This window comes from Micromonospora sp. II (genome assembly GCF_001709195.1).
GTDB lineage: Bacteria > Actinomycetota > Actinomycetes > Mycobacteriales > Micromonosporaceae > Micromonospora > Micromonospora chalcea.
The window spans coordinates 205,357-222,988 of the sequence record NZ_LYXF01000004.1 but is presented as its reverse complement, the minus strand read 5'-3'; the positions used below and the strand labels follow the sequence as shown (position 1 = coordinate 222,988).

General features: G+C 72.6%; 15 protein-coding genes and 2 tRNA genes. 6 read left to right on the top strand and 11 right to left on the bottom strand.

Going from position 1 to position 17,632, the window contains the following annotated elements; all coding sequences use genetic code 11:
• Positions 1–553 precede the first annotated feature (553 nt).
• Positions 554–775 (top strand): hypothetical protein, encoded by a 222-nt coding sequence (locus A8711_RS02245; protein ID WP_013288029.1) that lies wholly within the window; start codon positions 554–556, stop codon positions 773–775.
• Positions 776–781: 6 nt separating this feature from the next.
• Here A8711_RS02245 and A8711_RS02240 read toward each other — a convergent pair whose 3' ends face one another.
• The gene (locus A8711_RS02240; RefSeq protein WP_064448628.1) at positions 782–1,579 is read right to left on the bottom strand and encodes a carbon-nitrogen hydrolase family protein; all 798 of its coding nucleotides are present in this window, start codon (positions 1,577–1,579) and stop codon (positions 782–784) included.
• Between the two features lie 39 nt (positions 1,580–1,618).
• Positions 1,619–2,452 carry an EamA family transporter gene (locus A8711_RS02235; RefSeq protein ID WP_069087313.1) on the bottom strand — a complete coding sequence of 278 codons (834 nt, stop codon included), beginning with the start codon at positions 2,450–2,452 and terminating at the stop codon, positions 1,619–1,621.
• A gap of 41 nt (positions 2,453–2,493) precedes the next feature.
• On the opposite strand from A8711_RS02235, the gene A8711_RS02230 reads away from it, so the two are divergent.
• On the top strand, positions 2,494–3,117 hold the full coding sequence (locus A8711_RS02230) for a helix-turn-helix domain-containing protein (protein ID WP_069087324.1): 624 nt from the start codon (positions 2,494–2,496) through the stop codon (positions 3,115–3,117).
• Positions 3,118–3,140: 23 nt separating this feature from the next.
• On the opposite strand, the gene clpX is transcribed toward A8711_RS02230, so the two are convergent.
• From clpX to A8711_RS02205, 5 genes are all read right to left on the bottom strand, one after another.
• Entirely contained in the window at positions 3,141–4,433 is a 1,293-nt protein-coding gene (gene clpX / locus A8711_RS02225; protein ID WP_018786885.1) for an ATP-dependent Clp protease ATP-binding subunit ClpX, read from the bottom strand.
• A gap of 226 nt (positions 4,434–4,659) precedes the next feature.
• Positions 4,660–5,322: an ATP-dependent Clp protease proteolytic subunit gene (locus A8711_RS02220; protein ID WP_013288034.1), complete on the bottom strand. Its 663-nt coding sequence runs from the start codon at positions 5,320–5,322 to the stop codon at positions 4,660–4,662.
• Positions 5,323–5,336: 14 nt separating this feature from the next.
• The gene (locus A8711_RS02215; RefSeq protein ID WP_013288035.1) at positions 5,337–5,978 is read right to left on the bottom strand and encodes an ATP-dependent Clp protease proteolytic subunit; all 642 of its coding nucleotides are present in this window, start codon (positions 5,976–5,978) and stop codon (positions 5,337–5,339) included.
• A 175-nt stretch (positions 5,979–6,153) separates the two neighbouring features.
• On the bottom strand, positions 6,154–7,500 hold the full coding sequence (tig, locus tag A8711_RS02210) for a trigger factor (RefSeq protein WP_043328957.1): 1,347 nt from the start codon (positions 7,498–7,500) through the stop codon (positions 6,154–6,156).
• A 149-nt stretch (positions 7,501–7,649) separates the two neighbouring features.
• Positions 7,650–7,723, bottom strand: a tRNA-Pro gene (locus tag A8711_RS02205).
• A gap of 254 nt (positions 7,724–7,977) precedes the next feature.
• Between A8711_RS02205 and A8711_RS02200 the strand changes: the two genes are divergently transcribed.
• Positions 7,978–8,051 (top strand) — tRNA-Gly (locus A8711_RS02200).
• Between the two features lie 383 nt (positions 8,052–8,434).
• Here A8711_RS02200 and A8711_RS02195 read toward each other — a convergent pair.
• The 3 genes from A8711_RS02195 to A8711_RS02185 form a co-directional block, all read right to left on the bottom strand.
• Complete coding sequence (locus A8711_RS02195; protein ID WP_069087312.1) at positions 8,435–9,409, bottom strand: S9 family peptidase; 975 nt, start codon at positions 9,407–9,409, stop codon at positions 8,435–8,437.
• 228 nt (positions 9,410–9,637) lie between these two features.
• Positions 9,638–10,063, bottom strand: coding sequence for a nucleoside deaminase (locus A8711_RS02190; protein WP_043328949.1), 426 nt, complete (start codon positions 10,061–10,063; stop codon positions 9,638–9,640).
• Positions 10,064–10,078: 15 nt separating this feature from the next.
• Entirely contained in the window at positions 10,079–11,107 is a 1,029-nt protein-coding gene (locus tag A8711_RS02185; RefSeq protein WP_369830098.1) for a questin oxidase family protein, read from the bottom strand.
• An 83-nt stretch (positions 11,108–11,190) separates the two neighbouring features.
• Here A8711_RS02185 and A8711_RS02180 point away from each other — a divergent pair, with 83 nt between their 5' ends.
• Entirely contained in the window at positions 11,191–11,700 is a 510-nt protein-coding gene (locus tag A8711_RS02180) for a hypothetical protein (RefSeq protein WP_069087310.1), read from the top strand.
• Positions 11,701–11,707: 7 nt separating this feature from the next.
• Here the strand turns inward: A8711_RS02180 and A8711_RS02175 are convergent, their stop codons facing one another.
• The gene (locus A8711_RS02175) at positions 11,708–12,355 is read right to left on the bottom strand and encodes an MOSC domain-containing protein (protein WP_069087309.1); all 648 of its coding nucleotides are present in this window, start codon (positions 12,353–12,355) and stop codon (positions 11,708–11,710) included.
• Between the two features lie 130 nt (positions 12,356–12,485).
• Between A8711_RS02175 and A8711_RS02170 the strand changes: the two genes are divergently transcribed.
• Both A8711_RS02170 and A8711_RS02165 read left to right on the top strand, forming a co-directional pair.
• Complete coding sequence (locus A8711_RS02170; RefSeq protein ID WP_069087308.1) at positions 12,486–15,434, top strand: Hsp70 family protein; 2,949 nt, start codon at positions 12,486–12,488, stop codon at positions 15,432–15,434.
• 77 nt (positions 15,435–15,511) lie between these two features.
• Positions 15,512–17,632 (top strand): M14 family zinc carboxypeptidase, encoded by a 2,121-nt coding sequence (locus A8711_RS02165; RefSeq protein WP_069087307.1) that lies wholly within the window; start codon positions 15,512–15,514, stop codon positions 17,630–17,632.

The window sequence follows — 17,632 nt, the reverse complement described above, 5'->3', positions numbered from 1 at the left end:
AATTGGCACTGGCTTTACAAGCACCCTGTTGAGTTCTCAAAGAACAACCACACACCAACCAGAAACCCCGCACCGCGGAGCCCCCGTTTGGGGCAACCTCTCCAACCTACTCGGTCTCACGTTCGTCGTCAACCTCGTGTCCGAGGTGATCAACTTGGCTCGACCAGACCCACGCTGACGCTCGCCGTTTCCGGCGTTCGTGGCTCTCATGGGTTTCGGCGGACCGGCCGGCGTCGCTTTCGCGACCACCCGCCCGGCTCCCTGCCGGCTTTCGAACTCTACCCGGTCGGCTTCGCCTTCGCAACTCCGTGTCCCGGAGTGTCGAGCACCGCCCGAATCTCAGTCTGGCTCGGCGTCGCCGCCACCAGCCTGGCGCCCGCTCTCGGCCGGTTTGCCCCGGCCTCCCGCGTGCAGAGAGAAAGTTACGCGGACCGGCCGTGGAAGGCAAATCAATGATCGTCATTGCCCGAGCGGAGCGCGCGCAGCCGATACCGGCCGGAAAGCACCCGCGGAAGGGATCCCCCGGCGGCGGCCCCGTGCCAGAGTGGTCGGCATGGATGACCCGTCCCCGGTCCCGGCCGTCGCCGAGGACGCTCTGCTCGGCCTCCTGCTGCCGTTCTGGCAGTTGGTGATCGGGGCCGTCGTGCTCGCCGTACTGGTGCTGTCGATCAGACGCCTGGCCCGGCGCGGCCCCTCCCGGATGACCACCGCCCTGCTGGTCACTGCAGCGGCGATCGCCGGAATCGCCGCCCTGGGCCTGCTGTTCGGAGGCTGACCGCGGTCAGAGCCGGCGGTTGGCCAGGCTGGGCAGCTCGGCGCGGATCGTCCGCAGCCGCTCCAGGTCGATCTCGGTGACCGCCAGTCCCGGACCGTCGGCGACCTGGCTCAGCACTGTCCCCCACGGGTCCACCACCATGCTCCGGCCGAAGCACGTCCGGCCCGGGTCGTGGTCACCGGTCTGGCCCGCCGCCGCCACGAAGCACTGGTTCTCGATCGCCCGGGCCCGCAGCAGCACCTCCCAGTGGTCCCGCCCGGTGTGCATCATGAACGCGGCCGGCACGACGAGCAGTTCGGCGCCGCCGTCGGTCGCGAGCTGCCGGTACAACTCGGGGAACCGCAGGTCGTAACAGATGGACAGGCCCACCCGCAGGCCCTCGACGTCGACCACCACCGGCTTCTCTCCGGGCGCGACGGTTGCCGACTCCCGGTAGGAGACGCGGCCGGGGATCTCCACGTCGTACAGATGGATCTTGCGGTAGGCGGCGGCGAGCGCGCCCTCGCGGTCGAAGACCAGCGAGGTGTTCCAGGTGTGCGCGGGGTCCGGCCCGGCCTCGTGGAACGAGCCGGCGATCACCCACATGCCGAGCCGCCGGGCGACCGCCGCGAAGAACCGCCCCACCTCGCCGTCGACCGGCTCCGCCGGGGGCATCCGGTCGTCGGGGCCGAGGTAGTCGACGTACTCCGGAAGGAGGGCGAGGTCGGCGCCGGCCGCCGCGGCCCTGACCAGCAGGGCCTCGGCGGCGGCGAGGTTCGCCGCCCGGTCGTCGCGGGCGTTGAGCTGGCAGACTGCGACGCGCATGACCCGAGGGTACGGGCGCAGGCGGGCGCGCGACAGGGCTCAGACGCTGGACAGCACGAGCGCGGCGGCGGCGAAGCCGAGTCCGGCCAGTTGCACCGGCCGGAGCCGTTCCCGGTCGACGGCGAGCGCGAGCAGGACGGTGCTCGCCGGGTAGAGCGAGGCGACGGCGGCCACCACGCTCAGGTGGCCGCGTCCGGCGGCGGCGAGGAAGAGCGCGTTCGCTGCCGAGTCGAGCAGGCCGGCGGCCGCGGCCCAGCCGAGCACCCGCCGCCCGAGGCGCAGGCGAGTGCCGGTACGCGCGGCGAGCGCGAGGCCGAACGCGACGGAGCTGACGCGTACCGCCAGAACCGGCCACATGCCCGCACTCTCGTCGGCCTGGCCGAGCAGCGCGAAGAAGACGCCGAAGAGCAGTCCCGCGGCGAGTGCCATGGCCAGGACGCGGCCGGAGACGCGGCGTGCGGCACCGCGCTCCCCCAGGCTGACCAGCGCGATCGCGACCACGGCGAGCCCGGCGCCGCCCAGCGCCACCGCACCCGGGGAATCGGCGAGGACCAGGCCGGCGACGATCGGCACGATCGCCGCCGTGATCGCGGTGACCGGCGCGACGACGGCCATGACGCCGGTGGCCAGCGCGCGGTAGAGCAGCATGACGCCGCCCGCGCCCGCCACCCCGGCCAGCAGTCCCCAGCCCAGGTCGAGCGCGCTCGGGGTGCCGGGCACGACGAGTACGAGCACGACCAGCAGCGGAAGGCTGAGCATCTGCGACACGACGGTGACAGCGATGGGGTCGGCCCATCGGGACGCCTTGCCGCCGGAGAAGTCGGCCGTGCCGAAGGCGAGCGCCGAGACGGCGGCGAGGACAATGGGGAGCACCCCGCAGTCGTACCATAATAGTGACCGTGAAGGACAGTGTGATGACCGACGCAAGCGGACGGGTCGGCGCGGTGACCTCAGCGGTCGCCCGGCAGGTACATGAGTTGCGAGCCGCCCGCGGCTGGTCCTTCGAGGAACTGGCCGGCCGGTCCGGCGTCAGCAAGGGCATGCTCGTGCAGATCGAGGGTGCCCGCACCAACCCGAGCATCGGCACGCTCTGCCGGGTCGCCGACGCGTTCGGCGTCAGCATCGCCCGACTTCTGGAGCCGGCCGAGGAGAGCACGGTACGGGTCAGCGCTGCCGATGACGCGCCGGTGCTGTGGCGCGGCCCGCACGGCGGCCTGGCGCGTCTGCTCAGTGGGCTCGGCGAACCCGACCTGGTCGAGCTGTGGGACTGGCGGATGGAACCTGGAGAGACGTTGCGCTCCCCCGACCACGCCCACGGCACCCGGGAGATCCTGCACGTGCTCGACGGCGCCGCGACGGTCACCGTCGACGGCGTCGACCACGAGGTACGCGCCGGCGAGACGGTCGAGTTCCACGCCGACCGGGAGCACGGCTACCGGACGGCCGGCGACGAGCCGGTGCGCCTGATGATGGTGGTGGTCACCCCGTCGGGCGAGTGGGACCGGCGGACCCGTTCACGCGGACCGCGCCCGAGCTGACCCGGGCGCGGTCGCGACGGCGGTCAGGCCGACTTCTCCTCGCGGTCCCGCCGGCGCCGGCCGGTGAACTCGCGGGGCACGATCGTCGGGTTGACGTTCTCCAGCACGACCTCGCGGGTGATCAGCACCCGGGCCGCGTCGGGGTTGCTCGGCACCTCGTACATCACGGAGAGGAGCACCTCTTCCATGATCGCCCGCAGGCCGCGGGCGCCGGTGCCGCGGAGCATGGCCTGATCGGCGATGGCCTCCAGCGCGGGCTGCTCGAACTCCAGCTCGACGCCGTCCAGCTCGAACAGGCGCTGGTACTGCCGGACCAGCGCGTTGCGCGGCTCGGTCAGGATCCGCACCAGCGCGGTGCGGTCGAGGCTGCGCACGTTGGTGATCACCGGAAGCCGGCCGATGAACTCGGGGATCAGCCCGAACTTCAGCATGTCCTCCGGCATGACCTGGCTGAAGATGTCGTCGGTCGACCGCTCGGACACCGACCGGAGCCGGGCGCCGAAGCCGGTGCCGCCGGAGCCGGTGCGGGCCTCGATGATCTGGTCGAGCCCGGCGAACGCGCCACCGCAGATGAACAGCACGTTGGTGGTGTCGATCTGGATGAACTCCTGGTGCGGGTGCTTGCGCCCGCCCTGCGGCGGCACGTTGGCGACAGTGCCTTCGAGCATCTTCAGCAGCGCCTGCTGCACGCCCTCGCCGGAGACGTCACGGGTGATCGAGGGGTTCTCCGACTTGCGGGCGATCTTGTCGACCTCGTCGATGTAGATGATGCCCGTCTCGGCGCGCTTGATGTCGTAGTCGGCGGCCTGGATCAGCTTCAGCAGGATGTTCTCGACGTCCTCGCCGACGTAGCCCGCCTCGGTGAGCGCTGTGGCGTCCGCGATGGCGAACGGGACGTTGAGCATCCGGGCGAGCGTCTGCGCCAGGTGGGTCTTGCCGCAGCCGGTCGGGCCGAGCAGCAGGATGTTGGACTTGGCCAGCTCCACGCCGTCGGTGCCGGAGCCCGGGGCGCCGGCGGCCTCGGCCTGGATCCGCTTGTAGTGGTTGTAGACCGCGACGGCGAGCGCCTTCTTGGCCTGCTCCTGACCCACCACGTAGTTGTCGAGGAACTGGCAGATCTCCATCGGCTTGGGAAGCTCTTCCCACTTCACCTCGCCGGACTCGGCCAGCTCCTCTTCGATGATCTCGTTGCAGAGATCGATGCACTCGTCGCAGATGTAGACGCCAGGGCCCGCGATGAGCTTCTTGACCTGCTTCTGCGACTTGCCGCAGAACGAGCATTTCAGTAGGTCGCCGCCGTCACCGATCCGTGCCACCTACGTTCTCCCTGCACTCATCGGCCGGAACGCCGGCCCTGACCTGCGAGCGCCGGAGCGCCCGTCCGTCCTGTCGTTCCACCATGCTGTCGGCTCCACCGATCCGACCGGCGGAGCGGTACAGACCCGACGTTACCCGGTGGCCGGGTTTTCTCCGACCCCCAAAACCGGTGTGTCAGAGGTCGACCGGGAACGATACCCCGGCCGACCTCCGACCACACGTGGCTCAGCCCGCGGCGTGCGACGCCAGCAGACCCTTCTTGCGGCTGGTCAGGATCGTGTCGACCAGCCCGTACTCCTTGGACTCCTCGGCCGTCATGATCTTGTCACGGTCGATGTCCTTGCGAACCTGCTCGATCGGGCGGTTGCAGTGCCGGGACAGCATGTCCTCCAGCTGCGTCCGCATCCGCAGGATCTCCCGCGCCTGGATCTCGATGTCCGAGCCCTGGCCGTAGCCGCCCTCGGTGGCCGGCTGGTGGATGATGATCCGGGAGTTGGGCAGCGCCATCCGCTTACCCGGGGTGCCCGCGGAGAGCAGCACCGCCGCCGCGCTCGCCGCCTGCCCGAGGCAGACGGTCTGGATGTCCGGGCGGACGTACTGCATGGTGTCGTAGATCGCCGTCATGGCGGTGAAGGAGCCACCGGGCGAGTTGATGTACATGATGATGTCGCGGTCCGGGTCGGTGCCCTCCAGCGTCAGCAGCTGGGCCATCACGTCGTTGGCCGACGCGTCGTCCACCTGCACGCCGAGGAAGATGATCCGGTCCTCGAAGAGCTTGTTGTACGGGTTGGACTCCTTCATCCCGTACGACGTGCGCTCGACGAACGACGGCAGGACGTAGCGGTTGTGCACGGCCGCGAACTGGGGCGGCAGGCTCAGGTCGGTCATCGTCAGCTCCTCGGTCAGCTCAGGGTCCCGGCGCCATCCGGAACCTGCGCGGCCCCGATGATCACCTTGTCGATGAAGCCGTAGTCCATGGCCTCCTGGGCGGTGAACCAACGGTCACGGTCCGAGTCCGCCTCGATCTGCGCCTGGGACTGGCCGGTGTGGAACGCGACCCGCTCCTGGAACATCCGCTTGGTGTAGAGCATCTGCTCGGCCTGGATCGCGATGTCCGACGCGGTGCCGCCGAGGCCACCCGACGGCTGGTGCATCATGATCCGCGCGTGCGGCAGGGCGTAGCGCTTGCCCTTGGTGCCGGCGCAGAGCAGCAGCTGGCCCATCGAGGCCGCCATGCCCATCGCCACTGTCGAGACGTCGTTGTCGATGTACTGCATGGTGTCGTAGATCGCCATGCCGGAGTAGACCGAGCCACCCGGCGAGTTGATCCAGAGGAAGATGTCGCGGTCCGGGTCCTCCGCGGCGAGCAGCAGGAGCTGCGCGCAGATGCGGTTGGCCACCTGGTCGTTCACCTCGCTGCCCAGGAAGATGATCCGTTCCTTGAGCAACCGGTTGTAGACCGAGTCGTCGAGGTTGCCAATGGAGTCGCCACCGCGGGCCTCGTTCACCCGGAGCGACTTCTTGGGGATGTGCATGTCGGTCATGGCAGCCCTTCGCTCTCCGTACCGTCCTACCCGACACTAACCGCTCAGCCGGGAGGCGTACTCCCGGTCGGGGCACTGTTCGCTCTCAGCGCAGTCACCCGCACGGCGTACCCCGGAAAGGGTTTCGGCCGCCTCCCGGCGCACAGCGCGGGACGGCGGCCGACACCCCCGACGGTCAGTGCTGGTGGTCGTGCTCGGCCTCGTTCTGGGCCCGCAGCGCGTCGAGGGAGACCTCGTTGCCCGCCGAGTCCTTGATCTTGATCTTCTCCATCACCGCGGCGAGCGCCTTGCCCCGGCGGACGTCGCCGAAGACGGCCGCGGCGGCGCCGGAGCGGACCAGCTGGTCGTAGTACTGCTGCGGGGCCATGCCGGCGCGCTGCGCCCGGTGCACGATCTCGTGACCGAACTCGTCGTCGGAGACCTGCACGTCCTCGGCGTCGGCCAGCGTGTCCAGCAGGAGCTGGATCTTGACGCCGTCGGTCGCCGCCTCGGTCAGCTCGGCGTCGATCTGCTCCTCGGTCTTCTCCTCCGCCGCGAGGTACTCCTCCAGGGAGGCGCCGATGCGCTCGAGCTGGTCGACCATCGCGGCCTTGCGGCTCTCGACCTCCTCCTTGACGACGCCCTCGGGCGCCGGCACCTCGGCGGCGGCCACCATCTGCTCCAGGGCCTTGTCGCGGGCGGCGTAGATCTGCTCGACCTGCTTGCCCCGGGTGATCCGCTCCCGCAGGTCGCCGCGCAGCTCGTCGATGGTGTCGAACTCGCTGGCCATCTGCGCGAAGTCGTCGTTGAGCTCGGGGAGCTCCTTCTCCTTGACCGTGCGGACGGTCACCGCCACGTCGGCGTCGCGGCCGGCGTAGTCGCCGCCGACGAGCTGCGTGGTGAAGGTGGTGCTGTCGCCGGCGGCCAGGCCGACCAGCGCCTCGTCCAGACCCGGCAGGAGCTGCTTGCTGCCCACCTCGTGCGAGATGTTGCTCGCCGAGCCGCCCGGGACCTCCTCACCGTCGACGGTGGCGTTCAGGTCGATCTGCACGAAGTCGCCCTCCTGGGCGGCCCGCTCGACGGTCTTCAGCGTGGCGAAACGCTCGCGCAGGCTGTTGATCTGCTCGTCGATCTCGCTGTCGGCGATCTCGATCTCGTCGACGGTCACCTCGATGGTGGCCGGGTCCGGCAGGGTGATCTCCGGCCGGACGTCCACCTCGGCGGTGAAGTTGAGCGAGTCGCCGTCGTTGAACTCCGTGATGTCGACCTCGGGACGGCCCAGCGTCTTCAGGTCGTGCTCCCGGACCGCGGCGAGGATGTTCTGCGGGATGGCCTCCTGGATCGCCTCGTTGAGGACGGTCCCCCGGCCCACCCGCTGGTCGATCACCGCGCTGGGAACCTTGCCCCGGCGGAAGCCGGGAACCTGGACCTGCTGGCCGATCTCCCGGTACGCCTTCTTGAGGCTCGGCTCGAGCTCGACGAACGGCACCTCGATGGCGAGCCGCACGCGCGTCGGGCTCAGAGTCTCGACGGTGCTCTTCACAGGCGTACTCCTTGACGGATCTGGGTGTTGATTCTGGGGCGTGATTGCGCGCATCGAGTGTAGGCGAGCCGGCCGACGGCATCGGCAGGGCCCGGGCACCGCGCGGAAAAAACCGGCGGTTCCCGGGACGATCCGGTCGCGAACGACAGTCGGGGTGGCGGGATTTGAACCCACGGCCCCTCGCTCCCAAAGCGAGTGCGCTACCAAGCTGCGCCACACCCCGTGGCGACGAAGAGTGTATGCCGTCCGGTCCCCCGCGCGGGTGACCGGGGCGCGGCGCGGCGGTCGGCGGGCCGCCGCCGGGCCGCCGCCGCGCCGCCAGTTCGGGGAAGTGGCTGGGTCCGAGGGCCCGGGAAGGCGCCACCTCGCCGAGGTGGTGTGGATCTTGACGGTCCGCGGCGAGCGCGGGGTATGCGCTTCGCGGCGCCAACCCGGATTGGGTACGCTGTCGGCGCGCCCTGCTGTGGTGGGGTGCTCGCGGGCGTAGCTCAATGGCAGAGCTTCAGTCTTCCAAACTGACGGTGCGGGTTCGATTCCCGTCGCCCGCTCCACCCACGAAGGCCCAGGCAGACCGCATGATTGCGGCACCTGGGCCTTTCGCTTCCGTGGGGTGGATCTTGCGACCATCCGCAGCCCCCGGTCGACAGCGACGGGTTTCGTTACCGCGTCCGGTCAGCATTCCTGCGCACCCATCTCCGGACACCGGGCAGAGCGTCATGACCGCTACGCGCAGGAGGCCGCTGGGCGTACTCGAAACTGTCAGCACTACCGAACATCGGCGAGGAGCACTGGGTCCACCGGATGCGGCAGTCCGGGCTGGCGGACCTCATGCCGTCGCTGCGGGACACCGTCTGGGTCGGGCTGAGCGCCGTCGAGGTCGTCTCCAAGGGGCAGTGGAGGTGGTTCCCCGCGTGAGCACCCGCCCATGCCGCGATCAGCGCGCCGCGTACCCCAGGTCGGTCGCCGGCAGGCGGCGCCGCAGCCAGGTGACGACGAGTTCGTCGAAGCCCGGCGCCCGCTCGGCAGGGGTGTAGCGACCCTCCTTCACCTGCGCGGGTCCGTCGCCCGTGTAGACGCGGATGCTGTGGTCGGCGCCGGGGAAGACCACAGTCGTGTGATCGGCGTGGCCCGCGTCGTCGAGGGCGCTGCTGATCGCGCGGACACTCGCCTCCACCGGCACGAGCAGGTCGTCCGCGCCGAAGATCGCCAGCAGCGGGCAGCGCAGGGCCGCCAGTGCCGGGGCGGGGTCGTAGTCCGCGATGCCCGCGATGAACGCGATGGACTCGGGTGTCGTCCCGGCGAGCATCGGATACCAGGGGGCGCCGTGCCAGTGCGCCTGCGCGGCGTGCACGCGTGCCGGGTCGTCGCCCGACCGGACCCGCCGGATCTGGTCGCGTAGCAGGAGAAGCGCCTGCTGGATGTCCGTGTCACTGAAGCCCTCCGCCGCGAGTTGGTGGCGGAGCCGGTACTCCTCCTGGATCCGTACGCTCACGCCCGGACCCGACACCGTCACCACCGCCGCGATCCCGTCGTCAGCGGCCGCCGCGAGGTGAGCCACCCAGCCGCCCTGGCTGCCGCCGATCAGCGCGACCGCGCCGGACAGCACGTCCGCGCGGCTCCGCACGGCCCGGACCGCTGCCACGGTCTCGTCGGCGCGGTCGGTCATGGTCTGACGGGTCCAGTCACCCGTTGACGCTCCGGAACCGGGCTTGTCGTAGGCGAGGCTCGCGACGCCGGCTGCGGCCAGCCTCGTCTGCCACGACCCCTGGTCGCGGCCACCGGGACCGGAACCCTCGACGAAGACCACCGCCGGGTACGGCCCCGGCCAGGGCGGCCGGACGAAGTCGCCGACCAGCTCGTTCCCGTCGTCGAGGAACGAGAACTCCGCGGACACCGGCTCGAACAACACCCCGCCGACCGTACGGGGTGCCTGCCACCCGCCCGCGTCCTCAGGCGACGGTGACGGGCCAGCCGTACGGCCGGCGGGTCTCCCGCCATCTCGTGCCCGTTCCGAACGCCTGGCTGTGAAGCAGCTCAGTCGCGTCGACCTTGGTCAGCAGCGCCGGAGCGAGCCCCCGGTCAGATGGGCCACACCGGCTCGGCGAGCCGCCATCTCCACCCGATCGGCGCCGATGGCCTAGTAGTGGTCCTCGATCGGCCGGCGCGCCTCGTCGAACAGCGCCGGTCCGTCGTACCGCACCGGGCGCGGCGCCGGGGTGGCCGGTTTGACCTGCTCGAACTGCTCGGTGGACAGGGCGTACACGACCCGGCCGAGGCCTGATGCGTTGATCGCCACGGTGCACATCGGGCAGGGCTGGCAGCTGGTGTACATGGTGGTGGCGACCGCCGCCTCGGGGGCGAGCTGCCGGGCGGCCCAGCGGGCCAGCTTCAGCTCCGGGTGCGCGGTGACGTCCCGTTCGGAGACCACCGTGTTGTGGTCCTCGATCAGGACGGTGCCGTCCGCGCCGACCAGCAGCGACGCGAACGGCCGCTCGCCGGACGCGCCGGCCCGGTCGGCGAGTTCCACGGCGCGGCGCAGGAACGCTTCGTCGTCGGGGGTCATCGGCTCTCCTGGTGGTCAGTCGGCGGCGATCTGCTCGACGGATCGGGCGGCGACGGCGCGCAGGACCGGGTCACCGCTGCGGGCGTACGCATCGCTCAGGGTGTCGATGAATTTGATCGCGTGCGCGTCCCCGGTGTCCAGCGCACGCGCCATGGCCTCGCCGAGTTCCGGCCCGGCGGCCGGTGGGAGGGCACGCGCCTCGACCGGGGCGTAGGCGGCGGTGACGGCGGCGGTCGCCGCCCAGGCGGCGGCCAGGCTCGGCCGCCAGAGCGCCGGCGGCAGGGCCGGCAGCGTCCGCAGCACGGCGTTCGGCGCGGTCGCCGCGTGCACGAGCATGACGGGGGCGGCGTACCCGTGGGTGCCGTGCCGCTGCACGGCGGCGTCGACGACCGCGGCGAGCCGGGTGGACGCGTCGTCGGCCGCGTCGCCGGGCACCGCCGCCGCCACCGCCGGCCACCGGGTCAGGTCGGCCAGTTGCGCCAGGCGGGACCGGATGCCGAACCGCTGATCGGGTACGCGGGGCACCGCGTCGAGCGCGGACCGCGCGTCGGTCACCGGGTACGGCCCGGCGCCTGGCGGCGCGAGCGGCTGCCAGCGGGCGGCCCAGTAGGCGAGCCCGTGGCCGAGTTCGGTGACCCGCGGTCCGGTCTCGGCGTCGAGCAGGGCGCGTACGGCGTGGCCGACGCGGATGACACCGTGCGTGGCCCCGGCGGCGATGCCCGGCAACAGTCGCGGCCACCACCGGGCCAGCACGTCGCGCCACGGCTCGCCGGCCAGCTCTCGGTCGAAGAAGTCGAGCCAGTCGCCGCTACGCACCGGGTCGCCGAGCGGGTCGCGCCACTCCGCGGGTGCGATACGCCGGATGCCACGTGGACGTTCCTCCAGCCGGTCGGCGTACGCGTCGATCCAGCGGTGCACCGCCCGCCCGTGGCCGTGGCGCACCAGCGCCTCCGCCGCCATCGGCACGTGGTTGGACAGCCACCCGTCGCGCTCGGGACCGGTGTGGCGTACGCGCTCGTACGCCTCGTCGAGTACGGAGTTCAGCACGTCGGCAAGCGTCCGACCTGAAGTCCGGTTGACGTCAAGCGGCGCGGAACCGGCGGGGATCGGACGACGTCGAAGCGGCCATGAGACTTCGTGCTCTGCTTGTCGTCGCCCTGGCAGCTCTCGGCCTCGTCGTCGTCATGTCACCCCCGAAACCCGCGTGGGCGTGCTCGTGCGTCGGGTCCACCACCGAACAGGACGCCAACGCCGACAGCACCGTCGTCGGCACCGTCTCGCAGGTGACCGACAGGGCGATCCGGCTCACCGTCGAGTCCGTCGAGAAGGGCGGCGCCCAGGTCGGGAACAGCCTCACGCTGCGCGTCTCGCCCGGCGAGGCCGCCTGCGGCTACGCCTTCCGCCTCGGCACCCGGTACCGGGTGAACTCGTATGGTGGCGCCACCGGCGTGTGCGCCGGAATCCGCGAGCTGTCGAGCCCGGCGGCGGCCACCACGCCGTCCGTCGCCACGGCTGAGCGGACGCGGGCCGCGGGACCGCCTGCCTGGTGGATCGTCGGCGGCGTGACGGTGGCGGCGCTCGCCGTCGCCGGGCTGGTGGTGGCGGCCAGGCGGCGGACCGGACGCGGACAGCCCTGACGGCCGGTCAGGACAGGCGGCGGCGGATCCGTGCCATGTCCTCCTCGGGCAGCGCGTCGGCCACCAGCAGCCGGGGCAGCAGCTCCGTCTCCAGCGTCGTGGCCCGGAACACCAGCGCCACCGTCACGTCGTGGCCGGGCCGGTGCACGACCTCGACCGGGTCTCCGGTCCCGACGCTGCCCGGCGTGATCACCCGCAGGTACGCCCCGGGCCGTACCTCCTCGGTGAACCGCTTGATCCAGCCGCGTTCGCCCAGCCACCCCTGGAACGTCCCGCAGGGGATGCGCGGGCAGGTGACCTCCAGCACCAGGTCCGGGCCGATCCGCCACCGCTCGCCGATCAGCGCGCCGTTGACGTCCAGCCCGCTGGTGGTCAGGTTCTCGCCGAAGCTGCCGTCGGCGAGCGGGCGGCCCAGCTCGGCCTCCCAGTGGTCGAGGTCCTCCCGCGCGTACGCGTAGACCGCCTGGTCGGTGCCGCCGTGGTGGGCCACGTCGTAGACCCGGTCGCCGGCCAGCCCGACATCGCCGGTGCCCTTCGGTCCGGGGGCGGTGACGGCGACCCGGCCGTCCACGGGCCGCTTGTCGATGCCGGTGGCCCCGATGCCCTTCCACGGGTTCGGTTGCGGTCGGCCCACGTTTACGGAGATCACCCTCATGACGGCGACGGTATGCGGCGCAGGGCCGGACGGGCCAGTCCATTCCCCCGGGCCGGGTGAACGGCGAGGCGGCGTGGCCTGCGTACGATGCGGGCCGGACATCCTCGTCGGGTGGTGGAGGTAGCCGCGGATGGCAGGCCAGCAGGACGGTTTCGCCCTCGGCGTGGACCTCGGGACCTCGAACACCGTGGCGGTGCTGCGCTGGCCGGACGGGCGGACCCGGCCGGTGCTCGTCGACGGCCATCCGATCCTGCCGTCCGGCGTGTACGCCGACGCGGACGGTCACCTGCACGTCGGGCGGGACGCGCAGCGCCTGGCACAGGCCGACCCGGCCGGCTACGAGCCGAACCCGAAGCGCCGGGTCGACGAGGAGACCGTCGAGCTGGGTGGGCGGGCGTACCGGCCGGCGGAGCTGCTGGCCGCGACGCTGCGCGAGGTCGCGGACGCGGCGGTGACGGCGGTCGGGATGCTGCCCCCGGCGGTGGTCACCCACCCGGCGGCCTGGACGCCGGCCCGCCGTCAGGTGCTGCACGACGCGCTGGAACTCGCCGGCTGGCCGGCCGCGGCCGAGCACACGCTGGCCGGGCCGATCGCGCCCGGCACCCGCCTGCTGCGCGAGCCGGTGGCCGCGGCGCGCTACTTCACGCAGGTGCTGCGCCGGCCGGTGCCGGTGGGCGGTTCGGTGGCGGTGTTCGACTTCGGCGGCGGCACGCTCGACGTGGCGGTGCTGCGCAACGAGGGCGCCGACCCGTGGGGCGACTCCGGCTTCCAGCTGGTCGCCACCGGCGGGATTCCCGACCTCGGCGGCCTGGACCTGGACGCGGCCCTGCTCGGGCGGCTCGGCGAGCTGGTCGGCCCGGCCCACCCGCGTGAGTGGGCCCGGCTGACCGAGGCGACGACGACCGCCGAGCGGCGGGACCGCCAGCAGCTCTGGGACAACGTGCGCGGCGCGAAGGAGATGCTGTCCCGGGCCATGGTGGCGCCGGTGGCCGTACCGGGGGTGGAGGCGGCGGTGCCGCTGCCCCGGGAGGACTTCGAACGCCTCGCCGCGCCGCTGCTGGCCCGGGCGGTGACGGAGACCCGGGAGGTGACCGCCGCCGCCGGGCTGCGACCGGAGCAGCTCAGCGGCCTGTTCCTGGTCGGCGGGTCGACCCGGGTGCCGCTGGTGGCCCGGCTGCTGCACGCCGAGCTGGGCATCGCGCCGACGGTGCTGGAGCAGCCGGAGATGCCGGTCGCCGAGGGCGCGCTCACCGACCTGCCGCTGCCCCGCCGGTCCGGCCGCCCGGCCGCGCCGGTCCAGCCCGCGCCCACGCAGCCCGAACCGACAGGGCCCGCGCCGGGCGGGACCGACGCCGGCACGGCGAGCGCCGCCACGGTCCCCGCCGGTGCGACCAGGACGAACCCGACCGCGCCGCTCGGCGGCACGGACGCGGCCTCCGCCGGACCGCACGGCACGCTGGTCGCCGACGGGCCCGTCCCGCAGACCCCCGCCACCAGGTACGACGGCACGCCGCTCGCCGGAGGTCCGGTCCCGCACCCGAGGTACGACGGCACTCCGGGCGCCCCCGGTTTCGTGCCGCCGGGGGCAGCGCCCGCCGCGCACCACGCCGGACCCGGCGTACCCGGGATGCCGCCGCCCGGCGGTGGATGGCCGCCGGCGGGGCCCGGTCCCGGCGTACCCGGGGCGCCTTTCTCCCCCGCTCCGGGCGGTGTCCGGCCCGGCGGCGGCCGGCCCCGGCGCGGCCGGTGGTTCGCGCTCGGCGCGGGTCTCGTGGTCGTCGCCGTGGCGGCGTCGGTGCTGCTCTGGGTGTTCCGGGACCGGCACCCGGCGCTGGACTTCCACACCGCCGAACTGGTGAGGACGGTGGCCGCCGGCGACACGCGGCCGGGCCAGATGTTCACCGCGACGCTCGGGGAGCGCGCCTACCTGGCCCGTTCGCTGCCCGACGACCACCTCCACGTGACCGCCGTCGAGGCGGCCACCGGCAGGACGGTCTGGGAGAAGCGGACCGACGCGGCCACGCAGCGGTGGGCGGGGATCCGGGCGCTGCCCGACGGGCTGCTCGTCCTCGGCGACGCCACCGGCAGCGGCACTCCGCGCGTGCTCGCGGTGCTCGACGGCGATTCCGGCGAGCAGCGCTGGCAGACGGACGTGGGCCGCGACGACGCGCTGTTCTTCGGGGCCGACACGCTGGTCCGGGTGGACCGGGCCGGCGAGCGCCTGGTCGGGCTGCGGCTGGACGACGGCCGGCAGCGGTGGGAGCGGCGCAACCCGCGCACCGAGTACGGCGACGCCCGTACGAAGGTGCTGCCGGTCGGCACCGGCGCGGCGCTGGACGGGCCCGGTGACGCCGAGGGCTCGCCGCTCGCCCCGTGGGCGGGGAAGGCGGACCGGCTGGTGCAGGTCGGCGCGGACCGCTCGGTCCGGGTCCTGGACCTGCGCAGCGGAAAGGTCCTCAAGGACCGGGGCAACGTGGCCGGCCTCGACGACCCGATGGCCGCCCGCGACGACCGGCTGTACGTGGCGGAGGACGACCGTGGCCTGCGGCTGCTCTCCTACGACCTGGGCAGCCTCGGCACGCCCGGCGTGCTGTACGAGGCGCCGGAGCAGGGCGGCCGGGTGAAGGATCTGGTCACCTGCGGGGAACGTCGCGTGTGCCTGCTGGAGACGCCCGCCGGCGGCGCCGACGGCACCCGGGTGGTGGCGGCGACCGAGGGTGAGGGCACCCGGCAGTGGCCGGCACCGCGCGCCGAGTCGCTGGTGCCGGTCGGTGAGCACGTGCTGGCCGTGCAGGGCTCGCCGGACGCGGTGACGCTGTTCGCGCCGGACGGCACGGCGAAGGTGCTGCGGGACCGGGACGGGTTCGCGGTCCGGCTGGACGCCGGCAACCTGCTGATCTTCTCCGAGGCGCCGAGCGCGTACGAGGACGACCGGGTCCTCGCCGGCACGGCGGTGGACGGCAAGCCGGTCGAGATGGGGCAGCTCAAGCAGATCCGCAGCGAGTCCTGCTCGTGGAACACCGAGATGCTGGTGTGCGGCGCGGAGAAGGAGTTCCGGTTGTACCGGTTCGCCGGCTGACCGGAAGTGAGCTTGACAGCGATCGATGCCTCGGCTGGTGTGAACGGCAGAGAGATCGACGTTCGTCAGGAGGCCCCGTGTTCGTCCGACGACGGTGGACCGCACTCGCCACCACCAGCATCCTGATCGCCGCTGTCCTGTCCCATCCCGGCCCCGGCGCCGCCGCGCCGGCCGCCCCCGCGCTCACCCTCGCCCCCACCGAGACCGCGCTGGTCCGCGTGCAGCTCGCCGACCGGGCGCAGCTCGACCGCCTGGTCGCCGGCGGCGCGGACCTGGCCAACCGTCCCCGCTCCCGGGACGGCAGGCTGATCGCCGACCTGGTCCTCACCGGCCGGCAGCTCACCGACCTCACCCGGCAGGGCGCGACCGCCCTGCAGGTCGTACAGCGGGCCGACGACGGCACCCGGCGGATCGCCGAGAGCCGCCGCGCCGCCCAGGAGCGCACCCGCGCCGGGCTGCGCGCGAGCGGCGCCGCCGCTGTCGACACGCTCCAGTTCCTCCAGGCGTACTGGTGGACCACCGGCGGGCGGACGTTCGTCCAGGCGCAGGTCGCCACCACCGCCAGCGACGACCCCGACGTGGAGATCACCGTCACCTGGCGTACCGCCGACGGCGCCACCGGCTCGTTCCCGCTGTACCGCTTCGAGGACTCGGGCGAATACCAGTACCACTACGCGCTGCCGCAGCCGGCGCCCGGCCGGCCCGTGCAGTTCACCGCCACGTCCAGCCTGGGCGGGACGAGCCGGCCGGTCACGCCGTCGCTCTGGCCGAACGCCTCCCCGCCGCCGCAGCCGGCCGGCTACCAGAAGGACTTCATCGACGCGTACCTGACGCCGGTCGACATCAAGGCGCGCATCGCCCGGCTCGGCCGCCAGTACCGCGACCTGGTCGACGTGATCGACCTGCCGAACAAGACGCAGGGCTACCGCCGCAACGCCGCCGCCTACCTGGGTGACCCGGCGGCCGCCGCCGTGGTGGTGGAGTCGGTCCGCTTCGGCGACCAGGGCATGAACGGCGTGCAGGTACGCACCGTCGACCCGGGCCGGCCGAGCCGGCCGCTGAGCATGCGCTACCGGGACCGGGTGCTCACGATTTCGCTGGCCACCGACCGGGCGGGCAAGGTGACGAGCACCACCGACGACGTCGCCGCCCTGATCAACGCGCCGCGCGGCGCCCGCTTCCGGGCCACTGTGGAGGAGGGCTCGGCCGGGCTGCCGATGCCGGTCACCGGGCCGGTACGCCTCGACGACGGGTTGCAGGGCACCGAGGTGCCGGCCCGGCCGTGGACGGTGCAGGCACTGCGCATCGGCAAACACCGTGACGGCTCCCGGATCGGCGTGCTGGCGTACTCGCAGGAGCACGCCCGCGAGTGGGCCACCCCGCTCGTCACGCTGGAGTTCGCCGAGCGGCTGCTCGCCAACGCCCGCACCGACGCGGCGACCCGCAAGCTGCTGGAGCAGGTGGACGTGTTCGTCATCCCGACGGTGAACCCGGACGGCGCGAACTACTCGTTCCACGACTACAACTTCCAGCGCAAGAACCTGGTCAACCACTGCGCCGGTGAAGCGCGGGACCCGAAGTACCGGAACATGTGGGGCGTCGACGTCAACCGGAACTACACGGTCGGATCCCTGTTCGACGGGTACGTGGGCGCGAGCACGAACTGCCTGGCCGGCAACTACGCGGGCACGGCGGAGCTGTCCGAGCCGGAGAGCCGCAACGTGATCGACCTGGCCAAGGCGCACCCGAACATCAAGTTCGCGATGAACGTGCACTCGTACGGCGGTTACTTCATGTGGCCGCCCGGGGCGTACAAGGCCGACGGGCGGGTGACGCTGCCGCGCCCGTCGATCGACGAGTCGACGCTGTTCCTGGCCAGCGCCCGGCGCATCGTCGGGGCCATCGCGGCCGAGCGCGGCACCGTCACCTGGCCGTCGCAGACCGGCCCGGTCGCCGACGTGCTCTACTCGGCGGCCGGCAACTCGGCCGACCAGCTCTACTACGAGCTGGGCATCTTCGCCTGGGACTTCGAGGTCGGCAACGACAGGTGGAACGAGGCCACCGGCCAGTGGGAGGGCGTCGGTTTCCAGCCGCCGTTCGACGAGGCGCACGGCGAGGCGCAGGAGTACGCCGGCGGCCTGGTGGAGCTGGTCCGCGTCGCCCGCGACTACGCGGCGAGCAACCCGGTCCGGCGCTGA